Source organism: Streptomyces sp. NBC_01198 (assembly GCF_036010485.1).
GTDB lineage: Bacteria > Actinomycetota > Actinomycetes > Streptomycetales > Streptomycetaceae > Actinacidiphila.
In genome coordinates this window covers 3411157-3426946 of sequence record NZ_CP108568.1, presented here as the reverse complement: position 1 = coordinate 3426946, position 15790 = coordinate 3411157, and the positions used below count along the sequence as shown (strand labels likewise).

Sequence of the window (15790 nt, the reverse complement as noted above, 5' to 3'; positions counted from 1 at the left end):
GCGGGATATGTGCAGACCCATTACGCGTCGGCGTGCTCGGCCATGCCGCCGTCCTTGATCCGGCGCATGATCTCCTCCCGTTCCCGCCAGTGCGACCAGAAGGCGCCGGTGTAGCCGAGGCCCACCAGGCCGGTGAGGAAGGGGTTGTCGGCGTAGTTGTTGTCGTTCTCGCTGGAGCCGCCCAGCGTCGGCAGCATCACCCGGTGGTAGTCGGCCGGGTCGACCAGGTCCCACAGCAGGTCGACCGACGGGCCCCAGCGCGCCGACGGGTCGCCGGCCGCGGCCTCGTCGGCGGGCAGGCCGGGGGAGAAGTAGCAGACGAGCCGGAAGTCGCCGTGCTCGTCGAACATGAACTGCCGCTCGTACTCCGCGGGACCCGAGCACTTCGCCAGCGGCTTGAGCACGATCGGCCCGGTCGCGGTGTTGGACTGCAGCCCGGGGATGGTGCGCACCCCGTCGCACTCGGCGGCCATCGCCATCCCCATCGGGGTGTAGGGGAACAGCCGCAGGCCCAGCGAGAAGCCGGTCACGGTGGCGTCCAGCGCCATGAAGGCCTCGACGCAGGCACGCATCGTCTCCGGCGTCTCGCCCGGCATCCCGAACAGCGCCTCGACCATGGTGAGGATGCCGTGCCGGGCGCACAGCCGCACCAGCCGCTCGGTGTCGGCGAAGTCGTAGTAGACGGTGCCCTTCGCGGTGACCTTCCAGCCGCTCAGCATCTCCGGCCTGACGTGGTCGGAGCCGACGTTCACCCCGCGGCAGCCGGCCGCGGCCAGCAGCTCGGCGAACTCCTCGTCGAACGGGCTCGGCTGGCAGTAGACCCACAGCCGCAGCTCGTTGAGCGGGTTGCCGCGGTCGGCGTGCTTGCGGCGGACGATCTCCCGCAGCACGTTCTTGGCGTGGCCGATCGACAGGTTGAACTCGCTGTCGGTCGTGTGCTGGTCGAGGATGCCCTGCGCGGCCAGCGACTCCATCTCGTCCACCACCGCGCCCACCGCGCGCTGCCCGAAGGAGGTGCCCTTCGCGTCGGGCTCCACGCAGTGCGAGCAGCGGTAGGTGCAGCCGTTCTTGGTGAGGATGCTGCCCAGCCCGCCGCGCCGGTAGTACATCAGGTTGTCCACCTTGTACGCCGCCCCCGACCTGCGGACGTAGGAGGCCGTGCCGTCCACCTGCCACACCCGCGGCTCGAACTGCCCGGTGGCCAGCGGGACCACCGGCGTGCCGTGCCGGGCGGTCAGCACCGCCGGCGGCACCCGGACGACGCCCGCGCCGGTGTTGCGCAGCAGGCCGGGGACGGTGCCGGGGTCGCGGCCGGTGAGCAGCGCGTCGGCCAGGTCGCAGATGATCCGCTCGCCCGGGCCCTTCACCCCGTAGTCGATGCCGAAGTAGTCGACCAGGGCGAAGGGCATCGTCGAGAAGCCGATGCCGCCGCCGATGACGGGGGCGTCGGTGAGCCGCTTGATCTCGGTGATGATCTCCTTGTGCTCGCCGACGAACGGGCGCTGCTCGAAGGCGTAGACGGTGTCGGTGTTGCGGACGGTGACGCCGACGAGCATCGGGTCCCGCTCGGTGAAGTATTCGGCCAGGAAGGACTTCCAGTCCTCCCGGTGGAAGGTGAGGTCCAGCACCTCGACCTCGAAGTCGGCGGCTTCCAACGAGGTGGTGAGCACGTCGAGCGCGTAGGGCGCGATCGGCGGGTGCACCTTGTTGGGGTTGACCAAAAGCACAAGACCTCTGCTCATCGGGTCTCCTCCCCGTGGCCTGCGCGCAGGCGGATGGCCGCCGCGGCTCCTGCGTGCGGGCAGGGCGGAGCGCGGCCGCGGCTCTGGTGTGGTGGTCGGTGCCGGACGCACGGGCGCCTGGAGAGGGCCCGGACGTACCGGTGGTGTGGAAAGGGCCGGACGTGCCGGTGGTGGCGAGGGGCCCGACCGGTCAGACGATGCCCAGGCTGATGCCGAACTCCGGTTGTCCGCCCACCAGGTAGGCGCCGGCCGACTGGAGGATGCGGTCCTGGGCGATCAGGTGCTGGCACATGGTCGTGGTGTCGCGCAGCCAGCGGTCCATCGGCGAGGACCGGTTGATCGACCAGGTCTGCAGCAGGTCGTAGAGCCGGTTGACGATGGAGCGCGAGGTGCGGAAGGCGTGCAGCCAGGCAAGCGGCGAGGCGGCGCGCTCGTCCGGGGTCAGGTCGTCCAGGCTGCCGCCGGCTTCGAGCACCTCCCACTGGCGGGTCATGCTGCCGTACACGCCCTGACGGGTGGCGTTGAAGTCGGCCTCGCACTCGGCGAGGGTGACCTGCACCCGGAAGCTGTCGGACCAGGCGGTGCCGGTCATCCGGTCGATGCGGCCGGTGGCGATCTCCCGGCAGTGGTCGAGCGCGGCCCGCGCCACCCCCAGCGGCACCCCGCACATGGCGCGGGTGAAGGCGTCGGGCTGGGCGAGCGGCGAGGGCCGGCCGTGCACGACGCCGAAGCTGTAGGTGTGCTCCTCGGGCACGAAGACGTCGGTGATCGTGTAGTCGCAACTGCCGCTGCCGCACAGGCCGGTGGTGTACCAGTTGTCGATCGTGACGACCTGCTCGCGCGGCACCATGAACTGCCGCGACTCGTGCGGGTTGCTCCCGTCGGGACTGGCGTACGGCTTGCCGTCCTCGAAGACGAAACCGCCCGAGGTCACCCAGTCGGCGTGGTCGATGCCGCTGCCGAACGGCCAGCGGCCGGTCAGCCGGTAGCCGCCGGGCACCCGCTCGGCCCGGCCGGACGGCTGCAGCAGGCCCGCGGTGATCATGTCGGGGCGCGGGAACATCTCCTTGGCGGTGGCCTGGTCGATGAAGTTGCTGTAGATCCCGGTGTTGGCGCCGATCACCGCGCACCAGGCCGCCGACGCGTCGCCGTGGGCGAGCGCCTCGACGACCCGCGTCTGCTCGACGGAGGTCAGTTCGAGGCCGCCCCACTCCCGGCCCCAGCACATGCGGAAGACGCCGGTGCCGCGCAGCAGTTCCACCACGTCGGCCGGCAGCCTGCGGTTCTGCTCGATCTCCGCGGCCCGCTCCCGCAGCACCGGGGCCAGCGCCTTCGCCCGCGCCAGCGTCTCGGCCGCGGTCCTGGGCGCCTCGGCCACCGTGCTCCCGGTCAACGTCATGTCATCGCCCCTCAGCTCGTTGGTCATGCGATTCCTCACTGGGCCCCGGGCCTGCTGTCCGCGTCACGTGGTGATGCCGAGGCTGATCCGGAACTTGGGCGTCCCGCCGAGCAGGTAGGCGCCGACCGACTCCAGGACGATGTCCTGCGCCGGGAGGTTCTGGCACATGGTCGTGGTGTCGCGCAGCCAGCGGTCCATCGGCGAGGACCGGTTGATCGACCAGGTCTGCAGCAGGTCGTAGAGCCGGTTGACGATGGAGCGCGAGGTCCGGTAGGCGTGCAGCCAGGACAGCGGCGAGGCGGCGCGCTCCTCGGGGGTCGGCTCGCCGCCGGCTTCGAGCACCTCCCACAGCCGGGTCATACCGCCGTAGACGGCGTTGCGGGTGGCGTTGAAGTCGGCCTCGCACTCGGCGAGGGTGACCTGCACCCGGAAGCTGTCGGACCAGGCGGTGCCGGTCATCCGGTCGATGCGGCCGGTGGCGATCTCCCGGCAGTGGTCGAGCGCGGCCCGCGAGACGCCCAGCGCCACCCCGCACAGCATCCGCATGAAGGCGTCGGGCGTGGAGAGCGGGCTGGTCCGGCCGCGCGGCTCGTAGAAGGTGTAGGTGTGGTTCTCCGGCACGAAGACGTCGGTGATCGTGTAGTCGCAACTGCCGGTGCCGCACAGGCCGGTGGTGTACCAGTTGTCGACCGTCTCGACCTGCGCGCGCGGCACCAGGAACTGCCGCGACTCGTGCGGGTTGCTGCCGTCCGGGCTGGCGTACGGCTTGCCGTCCTCGAAGACGAAGGCGCCCGAGGTCACCCAGTCGCTGTGGTCGATGCCGCTGCCGAACGACCAGCGGCCGGTCAGCCTGAAGCCGCCGGGGACCCGCTCCGCGTGCCCGGCCGGGGCGAGCACCCCCGCGGTGATCATGTCCTGCCGCGGGAAGACCTCCTTGACCACCTGGGCGTCAAGGAAGCTGGTGATCGGCCCGGTCAGCGAGCCGATCGCCCCGCACCAGGCCGCCGAGGCGTCGCCGTACGCCAGCGCCTCGACGACCCGCGTCTGGTCCATCGACGTCAGCTCGGGGCCGCCCCACTCCCGGCCCGAGCCCATCCGGAAGACGCCGGTGCCGCGCAGCAGTTCCACCACGTCGGCCGGCAGCCTGCGGTTCTGCTCGATCTCCGCGGCCCGCTCCCGCAGTACCGGGGCCAGTGCCTTCGCCCGGGCCAGGATCTCGGCCGCGGTGTCCGGCTCCCCGCTGTGTGCCGCCGTCGTCGTCATGCGTCCGTCCCTCGCCTGTCCGGTCACGCCGCTCACTCGTCCACGTCCAGCAGGCCGGCCGGCATCGCGAACGGCGCCTGCGGGTCGGCGGCCTCCACCGGTTCGGTGTCCAGCTCGACCAGCGCCGCGGCGTCCGTCAGCCGCTGCCGGCAGCCATCCAGGTCGTCGGCCTCGCACACCACGAAGGAGTGCCGGGCCAGGTAGCCGCCGGGCGGCAGCCGCAGCGTCGTGCCCGGATCCGCCATCGGCGCCGCCGCCACCAGGCCGGGCGCCCGGCCAGGCGCCGGCACCCGCACGGACCTGAGCAGGCAGTCCTGCTCCGGGTAGCCGAACCTGATGCCGGCCACCGCCCGCCGGGTCGGCGCGATGTCCGGGCGCTGCCCGGTGGCCACGTCGAAGAGCACCTCGCCCGGCTCGATCCCGGTGGCGATCCGGCCGAGGAAGGGGATCAGGTCGCCGCCGAGCCGGCCGTTGACCTCGATGATCAGCGGCCCGCGCCCGGTCAGCCGCACCTCGCTGTGGGTGATGCCGTCCTCGATGCCGAGCGCCTGGTGCGCCCGGGCCAGGGTGCGGATCAGCTCCTTGTCGTCCAGCAGGGGGTCGGCCGCGTCCACGGTGTGGCCGACCTCCTCGAAGTACGGGTGGTCGCTGCTGTACTTGCGCGCCACGAACAGCGGCAGGTACTCGCCCTTGTGCACCGCCCCGTCGATGCTGATCTCCGGCCCCGGCGCGAACTCCTCCACGATCGCGCTGGCGCGGTACGGCCCCGGGTCCACCTCGCTGGCCGCCAGCGCGATCCGGAAGGCCGCGTCCAGCTCGGACTCGTCGGCCGCGAAGACCACGCCGATGCTCGCGCCCATCGCCCGCGGCTTGAGCACCACCGGGTAGCCGATCCTGGCGGCCACCGCCTTGGCCTCCTCCACCGTGGTGGTCAGCCCGAAGCCCGGCTGGTGCAGGCCCGCCGCGGTCAGCTCGGCACGGGTCAGCTCCTTGTCCCGGCAGCCGCGCACCCCGCGCGCCGACAGGCCCGGCACCCCGAACTCGGCGGCCAGCAGCCCCGCGTCCAGCACCAGCGGCTCGTCCCAGCACATGAGGCTGACCACGTTGCGCCGGGCGGCCACCTCGCGGGCGGCCTGCCCCATCACCTCGGAGTCGAAGACGTTGGCGACGACGATCTCGTCGAAGTAGTCCTGCTGCCAGGTCGGCCGCAGGTTGTTCAGCAGCACCGTCTCCAGGCCCGCCTCGCGGGCCCGCCGGCTGATCGGCGCGACCAGATACTCCCGGTAGACCTTGAGCCCGCTGCCGATCACCAGCAAGGTGCCCCTGCTCATCGGGCGGCCCCCGCCTCGACGGTGGTGCGGCGGGTCAGCAGGTCGGTGACGATGTCGTGGCTGCGGTGCGCCAGGACGCTGATGAGGGAGTCGGCGATGCCGTGGGTGGACTCGTTGACGCCCTGGAGGTACACCGCGCCCGGGCTGGAGGCGCCGAGGTCGACCCGGTAACTGCGGCTCACCGAGACGCTGTCGAGCCCGGCGTGCTCGGCGAGGTCCCGCACCAGGGCGGGCATACGCGTGTCGTAGCCGGTGCCGAGCAGGACGAGGTCGCAGCGCAGCGGCGACTCCTTTCCTGTCTTACGGTCCCTGAGGTCGAGAACGACGTCGTTGTCCTCGATTCGCGCGCCGGTCACCTCGGTCATCGCACGGACCTCGGAACGCTGGTTCCCGAGCATCCGATTGCGGTAGAGCATCGCGTAGAGCTCGTCGAGGAACGGCGGCGCGAGCCCCGCGTAATTCGTGAACCGCATTTCGTCGAGCACCTGCGCGCGTACGTCCTGCGGGGTGTCGTAGAAGTCGTCCACGAAGGACGGGAAGAACAGCTCGTTGACGAATTTGCTCGTCTGGTAGTTCTGCAGGCCTATGGAGCGGACCACCATGGTGATCTGGCTCTCCGGCAGGTTCTCGTGCAGCGCGTAGAACATCTCCGCGGCGCTCTGCGCACCGCCGACGACGACTGCCCGCAGCGGCTGGTCCTTGGGGATCTCCGCGATCCGCCCGCGGTAGGTGGAGCTGTGGATGACCCGGTCCGGCGGCAGCTGGTCGAAGGGCTCCGGGATGCGGGCGTCGCGGCCGCCGCCGATGACCAGGTCACGGCAGTGGATGGTGTCGCCGTCGGTCAGGGTCACCGTCCAGCCGGTGATGGCGTCGTGGCTGTCGCGGTCGGGGGTGATGCCGGCGGCCCGGGCGCTGTAGCGGATCTGCACCCGCTCCAGCGACGTGGCCACCCACTGCAGATAGTCGGAGAACTCCCACCGGTAGGGGTGGAAGGTGCCCAGGTTCACGAAGTGGTCGAGCCTGCCGTGGTCGTGCAGGAAGCTGAGGAACGAGAATTTGCTGCGCGGATTGCGCAGGGTCACCAGGTCCTTGAGGAAGGACACCTGGCTGCGCGCCCAGGGCATCAGCAGATCGCGTTGCCATTTGATGTCGGGAGCCTGTTCGAGCAGCAGAGTGCTCTCGGCGAGTTCCGTGGATCCGCACTCCTCGATCGCCGCTGCGAGGGCCAAATTCGCCGGGCCCGCACCGATCGCCAGAACATCAACCTCGCGGTGAGTCATATTACCCCCTCGATGACAGTGATGCCTTTCAAGGTTAGAGAGTCGTATTCCCGCGCCATAGGGGAACAATTCCCTGGACGCGGGGAATCCGTTCTCCCCTGTTACGGCTTTTCCGCCACCGGGCTTTCGCCGGGCGGCCGCATCTCGACGCGGACCATGGCCGCGGCCGCACCGGCCAGCCGGTGCGCCTCGGCCGGGGTGTCGGCGCGGGCCAGCACGATGCCGCCGCGGTCCCATGAGTTGCGCAGCCCGCCGAAGGCCGCGCCGGGGACCGTGCAGTGGACCAGCAGCACGCCCTCGGCCTTCTCCGCGTCCTCGACCCCGCTGACGCTCACGACCGTGCCGGCGCCGGGCGCCAGGAAACGCACCGCGGCACCGCCCTTGGCCCGTACCGGCAGCTCCGCGGGCGGCTGCTCGCCCTTGAGCAGGGCGAAGTAGCTGCGCATGAACTCCAGCGGGTAGGCCACCTCGATCAGGTCGAGGATGGCGTCACCGGGCATCCGGCCCGCGCACTCCACCAGGTGGGGGACGCCGTCGGCGACGATCCACTCGCAGTGCACCACCCCGTCCCCGAAGCCGATCGCCGTCATCAGCCGCGCGGTCCGCTCGCCGAGCAGGTCCGCGAGCTCGTCCGGGATGTCGGCCGGCACGATGTGCGCCTGCTCCACCGGGTAGGGGCCGGGGTAGAGCACCTTGGCGGTGACGTTGGTGAACAGCGGCTCGCCGCGGCGCACCAGCATCTCGACGCTGTACTCCTCGCCCCGCACGAACTCCTCGGCCAGCATCACCACGTCCATCGCCCGGTCGGGCACCAGGATGCCCTCGTCCTGGACCAGGCACTCCTCCCAGGCCGACGCCACCTCCGCCGGGTCGTGCAGCACCCGCACGCCCAGCGAAGCCTGCCGGTTGGCCGGCTTGAGGACGGCGGGGCCCGGGTGGTCGCGCAGGAAGTCCCGCACGTCCTGCGGGCCGTGCACCCTGACGCTCGCCGGGTTGGCGATCCCGGCCGCCGCGCTGACCTGCCGCAGCAGCGCCTTGTCCCGCAGGATCAGGGCGGCGCCCAGGCTCGCGCCCGGCAGGCCGTAGCGCTCGGCGAGCCGGGCGGCGAAGGGCACCGCGTACTCGATGGCGGGGACGACGGCGACCGGGTGCAGGTCCGGGTGGGCGGCGTGGAACTCGTCGGCCTTGCCCGGCAGGTGGTACTCCCACTCGATCAGCTCGCGGACGTATCCGACGGCGGCGAGCTTGTCGCGCGCCTCCCGCTTGCGTACGACGTCCGGCTCCTCGACGTAGACCACCGATCCCTCCGGCTGGAAGGACTCGATGAAGGGGATGGTGACCCCCACGAAGCCGACGATCACCACAGGACCGCGCGGTCCTGACGTGGCCTGCTGCTCTGTCATGCGGTGCCTCCGACGACTTCCTCAGCCTTGCCCTCAGTGGGTTCGCCCTGCTCCGCCGCGAGGCCGTGCTCCTCCTCGCGGTTCGTGCCCGCCATGGCCAGCACGCCGGTGACGGCGGCCGCCAGGGCGCACAGCATCCAGAAGCCGTGGTCGAGCCGGGTCCAGACGTAGACCGTGATGAGCGGCCCGAGCGCCGCGGCCAGCCCCGTCGCCGCCTGCATGACGCCGATGTAGCGGGTCTTGAGCCGCGCGGGGAACGCGGCCGGGTGGGCGTACATGCTCGGGCCCGCGATCATCACGCCGGCCACTTCGAGCACCGCGCCGGCCACCAGGTAGACGGGGGAGTGGGCGGACAGGGCGTAGCCCACGAAGCCGAGCGCGTTCACCAGGTGGCCGACCAGCACGGCGGTGTGCGTCGGGATCCGCAGGATGTACGTGGTGATCTTCAGCTCGCAGGTGATCAGCACCACCGAGGAGATGGTCAGCACCGCGCTGTACAGCCCGGTCGGGTAGTCGTCCGCCTTGATCTGCAGCGGCAGCGCGACCACCGACTGCATGTAGGCGAGGGTGCCGAGCATGACGGCGGCCAGATACAGCAGGTACTTGCGGTCCCGCAGGATCGCGGCGTACGCGGCCCGCCCGGTGATCGGCGCCGGTTCGTCCGCCGCGTCCTGCGACGGCTCCGCGGCGTCCTGCGCCGCGGCCCGCTCCTGCGCGGCGAGCACCGCCTGCCGGGGCAGCAGCGCGAAGGCCAGCGCCGCGTAGGCCAGCGCGGTCGCGCCGTCCAGCCAGAACAGCGCGTCCCAGTCGACCAGGATGAGCCCCGCGGCGATCATCGGCGCCACCGCGGCACCGGTGTTCAGCGCGATGCGGAACATCGAGAAGCCCATCTTGGCGTGCTGCTTGGGCATCAGGTCGCTGAGCAGCACGTAGGCGGCCGGGCGGTATGCCTGGCCGAGCAGGCCGCCGAGGCCCACCACCAGCAGCAGCGGCACCAGCAGGCCCGAGCGGCTGAGCAGCGGGATCACCGCGATCAGCGGACCGGAACCGGCCATCGCGGCCACGATGGTGAACCGCGGCCCGAACCGCTGGGTGGCCTCGCTGCCCAGCATGGTGCCGAGGATCGTGCCCGCGCTGAACGCGACCAGGCTCAGGCCCGCAGCCTGGACGGACATGTGCCGGTGCGTCAGATACAGCACGAGGAACGTCTGGACGAACGCGCCCAGCTGGTTGATCAGCACGCCACCGAGCAGGTAGCGCACCGTCACCGGGGTCGCCTTCAGCGTGTCGAACACACCGACCGTGCCCTCGTCGGTCATATCGCAGCCTCCTTCGCCGCCTCCGCCATCGTCACGGCGACCAGCGGGGCGGACGCGAACCCGGAGCCCCCGCAGGCCGTGCGCGCCCAGACGGCTGGACTCATCCGGGCCAGCCGGGCACCGCCGGCGGCCGTATCGGTCGTGTAGTGGCACGCCTTGACCGCGACCACCTCGTAGCGGGCAGGGTCCCGGAGAATCCCGGCACCCGTCAGCCGTTCGGCCCACGGTGTCTGGTTCTCGGCGCTCGCGTCGGTGTCCGCCGCCGGCCGGCACACCGCGTCCGAGCTGACCTTGAGCAGCGTCCCCGCCACCGGCGGCACCACCCAGGCCCGGCCGTCCGCGCCGAGGCCGCCCACCGCGGGCGCGTTCCGCCAGCGGCGGGCCTGCCGCCCGTCCGGCCGCAGGTAGACCATGGTCTGGCGGTGCAGCACCGCGGGCCGCTCGACCAGGTCCCTGGTCCACGGGCCGGCCGCGACCAGCAGCAGGTCGCCGCCGATCACGCCGCCGCCGGCCAGCGTGACCTTGCCGGTGTCGGTGTCGACCGCCGTCACCGGCGTGTACGGCCGCAGCGCCGCCGTGGGCCTGGCCGCCAGCCACCGTGCGGCCGCCCGCAGCACCCGCCCGGCCAGCAGCACGCCGGCCTGCGACTCCCGCACGCCGGCGGTGCCGTCGGGGAAGCCGAGCTGCGGCAGCGCGCGGGGGCCCAGCGTCCGCACCGGGACGCCCGCCCCGGCCGCGAAACGCGTCACCTCGGCCAGCCGCTCGCGCGGCCACGCCGTCACGACGCCGACCTGCCGGTAGAAGCCCGCCCCCAGCACCGACTCCAGTTCGTGCCAGCGGCGGTGGGCCGCACCCATCCGCCGGGTGGCGGCGGCGTCGCCCACCGCGAGGGTGCGCAGCGCCCGGTGCTGGTCGGCGGAGGTCGCCGCCGGGTCGGGGATCGCGCCCCGGTCGAGCACGGTGACGCGGTGCCCGGCCAGCACGCACTCCACCGCCGTCAGCAGCCCGGTGACGCCCGCTCCGACCACCACCACCCGGGCGGCGCGGCCGGTCGCCGCGGTCACTGCGCGGTCTCGGTCAGCCGTGGCAGCGCGCGGGGGGTGATCTCGGTGGCCGGGGACGCGGCCGGGACGGTCAGGTCGGGCAGTGCCTGGGCGGCCAGGTCGATCAGCAGCGGCGCCGCACAGCGCAGGAAGACGTCCACCTCGTGGCAGAAGTCCCCCGCGTCCGCGGCGGTCACCTCCCAGCGGTCGAGCCGGCCCAGCTGCTCGGTCAGCGTGAACGCGGCGGCGGTCAGGCTGAAGCGGCGCGCGTCGTAACCGGCCGCGAAACGCTCCGCCATCCGAGCGGCGGCCTCCCTGGAGCGCGCCGAGACCGGCAGCGGGCCGCCGCCGGCGAAGCGCCCGGCCTTCTCCGCCACCCGGTTCCACGGCTCCACCAGCCGTGAGGTGGTCACCTGGGCCATCGCGCCGCGGGTGAAGTTGGTGCGCTGGAAGTCCGGCCCGGTGGCGGCGAGGTAGAAGCGGATCAGGTCCCTGGGCACCTCGGCGGCCAGCTCCCGTCCTGTCACCACATGGCCGCGGCTGCTGGAGAACTTGTCGTTGTCCAGCTCGTAGAACTCGTTGGTCACGAAGTGCTCGGGCAGCGTGTAGCCGCCCAGCGCCATCAGCATCGCCACGCCGACCACCCCGAAGGCGAAACCGGCGTCGGAGCCGAAGAAGTAGACGACCTTCGCGCCCGACTCGGCGAACCACAGCGCGTCGTCGCCGGCCGGTGCCTCGCCGCGCCGCTCGGCGGCCAGCGCGGAGCTGTGCATGCTCCAGGCGATGACCTCGGCGTCGGCGTAGATCACCTGGCCCTCGACCTCAGGGAAGGGCGCGGGGATGCCCCAGGAGATCGGCAGCGTGACCGGGTAGTCCGGCAGCGGGCGGGACAGCAGCTCCTCGATCAGCCGCGCCAGCCGGGGCCGCATCGTGGCGGCGAGCCCGGCGAAGTAGGCGGTCAGCGCCTCCCGGTGCTCCTCCAGCGGCAGCACGAGCACCCGCGCCTCGCGCAGTTCCACCTCGTCGTCGGGATCCAGCGTCGAGCGGGGCTCGATCAGCTCGCCCGAGCCGATCCAGTGCCCGCAGCCCTCGCACAGCCCGGCGCACCCCTCCGACAGGCAGACCGGGCAGGTGCCGCGGACGTAGGCGTCGGTGAGGAACTCGCCGGTGCGGGCCACGTACGGGAAGGGCACCGCCCGCAGTTCGAGCTTGCCCGCGCTGTGCAGCCGGCCGAACAGCTGCTGCACGCCGGTGACGTACCGCTCGTCGAAGCGGACGAAGCCGTCCGGCTCGATGCCGACCGCCGCCAGGGTCCTCTCCACCTGCTCACCGGACCTGACCCGGAGCTCCTCCGGCGGCACACCCAGCCGCCTGGCGGTGGTCACGATGTAGTTCTGGGTGAAGTGCACGCCGGTACCGAAGAGCACGTCGCGGCCGGCGGCACGCGCGTACCTGGCACAGACGTCGGCGCTGAGGAACGGTCCTGCCAGGTGGCCGAGGTGCAGATCGCCGTTCGCCGTCGGGCCGGGGGCGATCACCATCGTGCGTTCCATCAATCGGTCCTTTGTTCGACAGCGGTGTGGACTTCCTGTGAGGTGCCGTGGAAATCGTCGAAGAAGGAGGGGCGGAGGAGTTCGCCGGAGATTTCGGGCACACGACTCCCTCGATTGATCCCACTCACACAGAGAAAAACCCGTTTCGTGCGCGATTGATCGATGGTGCGTCCACCGGTCGGTAAGTCCGGCGATGGACCCCATGAGGCTAGATTTCGGCGCTTCCCGATCGATAGGGGAACTCTTCCCGAGGACTGGGGAATCTGGACCGCCGCTGCCCGGCGCCGCGGGGAAGACCGGGGTGCGGTTCCGTGCCGTCGTACCGGGTGGGACGCCCTCCCCGCCTGGCGTCGGCGTCCTTCCGCCCGCCCGCGCGCCCGGGCCGCCCGCCGGGACCCGGCAGGCGCGCCAGGACCCGGCGACGGCGGGCCGCGGCACGGCCGATGCGGGATCGGGTGCCTTTCCCGCCGGGATCACATCCGGGGTACGGGTGGTGCTTTCGGGGCACGCGGGACGGCCGTCCGGTGTTCATTCCCGGTCCATTTACCCGGGGTCGCCGAATTCCCCTTGCCGGGCCCGCGGGAGGGCAACTCCGTACGCGGCCGTGGGGAATTACCGCCGCCGGCCGCCCGCGGACCCCGGCCCGCGGCGCGCAGCCGACAGCCGGCCGTCCAGGATCGACGGCCGGCTGTCCACGGCGGACCCGGGACGCTCTAGGCGGCGTCCTCGGAGTGCTGGGTCGGCAGGAAGGTCACCATGCGGCGGCGCGGGTCGTGCGCCGGGGAGGACACCAGGGTGCGGACGTGCTGCGGGTGGCCGCCGACCGGCGGCACGATGATGCGGACCTGCCCGTCGTTGTGCAGGGTGATCCGGCTCGACTGGTCCACCGCCCGCCACAGGTCCGCCAGGTCGGGGTGGTCCTGCAGCTCGTCGATGATCATCCGCAGCTCCAGGCTGCGGGTGGTCTCCGCCTCCAGCCGCAACTGGCGCAGGTACGAGGTGGCCCAGCCGTCCTCCCACTCCCCGCACAGCCGGCGGGCGTAGGGGCTGAAGAGCACGAACCGCAGCAGGTTGGTCGGGGCGGGCTCGCCGGCCGACAGGAAGAGCCGCTGCCAGGCGGTGTTGCTCTCCTCGATCCGCCAGCCGGCGTCGACGGCTAGCGAGGGGACCGGCAGGGCACGCAGGTAGCTGGTCCAGCCGGTGACGGCGTCCGGGTCGGGGCGGCTCGGGCCGAGGGGCGGGAAGCCACCGCTGGCGATGAACCACAGTTCGTCGCGGCGGGCCGAATCGAGGTCGAGGGCTTCAGCGAGCGAGTCCAGCCGATGCAGCGGAATCGGCCGGACACCGCCCTCCCAGTCCTGATACAGCCGGGTTGACACGCCCATGTACTGCGCCACGTCCTGTTGGCTCAACCCACTGCGTCGCTTTCCCGCTGCCAGATGGGTCGCGCGATCCGCAGGTCCGCTGTGCTGCTTGCGGGCTTGGCGGAGGAAGCCGTGGATCAGTGGCGGGGAATCCCCGTGGTGCGGTGCCATGGGCATCTCCCCCGAGATCCGGCCGAGGTGATGCAAGTGCGCGTCACCGTTCGATTACTGGCCATTCGATGGTCTTGGTTGGGCCCGACGACTGTCAACCAATGCCCACGTACCCATCTGACCTGCGGTTTTGAGCTTTCTTTGAGGAATGTGGAAAGTGCCGCCCCGCATGCATGGGCGCACTTCACGCCACCGACCAGGAAGTTTGCGCCACCGGGCCGAATTGGTGCACTTGCGTCGCGGCTGCCAATGGGTCTGTCCACATTGGTACGTGTCCCATTTTGGACAACGCGGCCCGCCACCGGGTGAAGTGCCAGCTAGAGGCGGCCGCGAACGGCAAAACAGCAGCTCGCGGCCCGGATTACGCACCTTTGGGTTCGTAGCGGGAGGCAGCTCGCCCCGTGTACCAATTCTCGCGGCGGTACTCGTCGCGGCGAAAGCCTCGCCGGGACGAGTACCCGACACCACCCAGCTCCCGGTCGCGGCCCCCCGAGTCGTCGCGACCGGGACCGCCGAGGGCCACCGGCCCGCTCCGCCCGGTTCCGGGGGGGAGCCCTCGGCGGTGAGTGGGGGGTCGGCGTGGCCCGCCGGCCCCCCACCACCTCATGCGCTTCGTCGTCCCGGAGGTCGTCATGGCGTACCTGCAGTTCGCCGCACAGCCCGCACCAGCGCCACCCGGCGTGCCCGGTGGTCCCGCGGGATTCGGCGCCGCGCCCGAACCGCGCGAGCTCATCGGCTTCGCCGCCTCCGACCCCGCGGACACCCGGCGGCAACTCGCCGCCCTCGTCGCCGCGCTGCGCGCCGCGGAACAGCACGCGACCGAGGTGCTCGACGACTTCCCCGCCTCCCACCACGGCGACTACGCCGAGATGCTGGCGACGCTGACCGACCTGGACAGCGCCGGCCCGGACGCCCCGGCAGCCGCCGCCGACCCCGCCGCCGGGGGCCGGGCCGTACTCGGCTTCGAGCGGGCCGTGGTCGACTTCTGTACCGACCTGGCGCTCGGCGACCGCCGCCACACCCACGGCTATGTCACCGGCGGCGGCGCGGAAGGCCTGCTGGTCGGGCTGCGCGCCGGCCGTGACGCGCTGCCCGGCGCCCCGCTGTACGTCTCGGCCGCCGGCCACCAGGCCGCACGCTGCCAGGCGGGCCGGCTCGGCATGGACGTGGTGGAGGTGCCCTACGGCAGGAACGGCGCCATGGACCCCGAGGCGCTGCGGCTGCTGGCGGCCGAACGGCCAGGCGGCGCCGTGGTGCTGGCCACCATCGCCGGGACCGCGGCCGACGGCGGCGACGACGACCTCGCCGCGATACGGGCCGCGGCCCGTATCGCGGGACCCGTGCACGTCCACGTGGACGCCACCCATACCGGCCTGCTCGCCCCCTTCTCCCCGCAGCCGGTGGCCTGGGACCTGCGGGACGGCGCCGACAGCCTCTCGCTCAGCGCGCACCGGCTGCTCGGCCTGCCCGTGCCGTGCGGGGTGGTGCTGGTCGGCACCGACCGCGCCCGCGCCGTCCGGACCCACGGCTCCACCCCCAACCCGCTGGCGGTCGCGCTGCTGTGGTCGGCGCTGCGGGACCGCGGCTACGACGGGCTGCGCGCGCTGGTCCACGACTGCTACGACACCGCGCGCTACGCCGCCGACCACCTCACCGAGGCCGGCTACCGCACCACCCGCGGCGCGCACGGCCTGACCCTGCGCTTCCCCCGCCCCGCCGCCGCGGTGTGCACCCGCTGGCGGCTGGCCACCGACGGCCCGCACGCCCGGCTCACGGCGCTGCCACCACTGACCCGCGCCACGGTCGACGCCCTGTGCCGCGACCTGAGCGCGGGGATCTCGCAGCCGGCCGGCCCGTCGTTCCGTCCCGCGTCCGGCGGCGGCCGCAACGCCTCCGTCGGCGCTTCCCAGCGGGACGGCTGA

General features: G+C 72.3%; 11 protein-coding genes. 1 reads left to right on the top strand and 10 read right to left on the bottom strand.

Annotation, left to right across the window (positions count from 1 at the left end; all coding sequences use genetic code 11):
• Positions 1-20: 20 nt before the first annotated feature.
• From tsrT to OG702_RS15255, 10 genes are all read right to left on the bottom strand, one after another.
• The gene (gene tsrT / locus OG702_RS15300; protein ID WP_327289433.1) at positions 21-1742 is read right to left on the bottom strand and encodes a tryptophan 2-C-methyltransferase; all 1722 of its coding nucleotides are present in this window, start codon (positions 1740-1742) and stop codon (positions 21-23) included.
• Between the two features lie 190 nt (positions 1743-1932).
• Positions 1933-3168 carry an acyl-CoA dehydrogenase family protein gene (locus OG702_RS15295; RefSeq protein WP_327289432.1) on the bottom strand — a complete coding sequence of 412 codons (1236 nt, stop codon included), beginning with the start codon at positions 3166-3168 and terminating at the stop codon, positions 1933-1935.
• Positions 3169-3204: 36 nt separating this feature from the next.
• Positions 3205-4404, bottom strand: a complete 1200-nt coding sequence (locus OG702_RS15290) for an acyl-CoA dehydrogenase family protein (protein ID WP_327289431.1) — start codon at positions 4402-4404, stop codon at positions 3205-3207.
• A gap of 32 nt (positions 4405-4436) precedes the next feature.
• Positions 4437-5735, bottom strand: a complete 1299-nt coding sequence (locus tag OG702_RS15285; RefSeq protein ID WP_327289430.1) for an ATP-grasp domain-containing protein — start codon at positions 5733-5735, stop codon at positions 4437-4439.
• Entirely contained in the window at positions 5732-7015 is a 1284-nt protein-coding gene (locus OG702_RS15280) for a lysine N(6)-hydroxylase/L-ornithine N(5)-oxygenase family protein (protein WP_327289429.1), read from the bottom strand. The genes OG702_RS15285 and OG702_RS15280 overlap by 4 nt, the downstream gene beginning before the upstream one ends.
• A gap of 101 nt (positions 7016-7116) precedes the next feature.
• Positions 7117-8418: an ATP-grasp domain-containing protein gene (locus OG702_RS15275; protein WP_327289428.1), complete on the bottom strand. Its 1302-nt coding sequence runs from the start codon at positions 8416-8418 to the stop codon at positions 7117-7119.
• Positions 8415-9737: an MFS transporter gene (locus OG702_RS15270; RefSeq protein ID WP_327289427.1), complete on the bottom strand. Its 1323-nt coding sequence runs from the start codon at positions 9735-9737 to the stop codon at positions 8415-8417. The genes OG702_RS15275 and OG702_RS15270 overlap by 4 nt, the downstream gene beginning before the upstream one ends.
• Positions 9734-10801, bottom strand: coding sequence for an NAD(P)/FAD-dependent oxidoreductase (locus tag OG702_RS15265; RefSeq protein WP_327289426.1), 1068 nt, complete (start codon positions 10799-10801; stop codon positions 9734-9736). The genes OG702_RS15270 and OG702_RS15265 overlap by 4 nt, the downstream gene beginning before the upstream one ends.
• Entirely contained in the window at positions 10798-12333 is a 1536-nt protein-coding gene (locus OG702_RS15260) for a class I tRNA ligase family protein (RefSeq protein ID WP_327289425.1), read from the bottom strand. The genes OG702_RS15265 and OG702_RS15260 overlap by 4 nt, the downstream gene beginning before the upstream one ends.
• A 713-nt stretch (positions 12334-13046) precedes the next feature.
• Positions 13047-13868, bottom strand: coding sequence for a helix-turn-helix domain-containing protein (locus OG702_RS15255; RefSeq protein WP_327289424.1), 822 nt, complete (start codon positions 13866-13868; stop codon positions 13047-13049).
• 632 nt (positions 13869-14500) lie between these two features.
• Here OG702_RS15255 and OG702_RS15250 point away from each other — a divergent pair.
• Positions 14501-15790, top strand: coding sequence for a histidine decarboxylase (locus tag OG702_RS15250; protein WP_327289423.1), 1290 nt, complete (start codon positions 14501-14503; stop codon positions 15788-15790).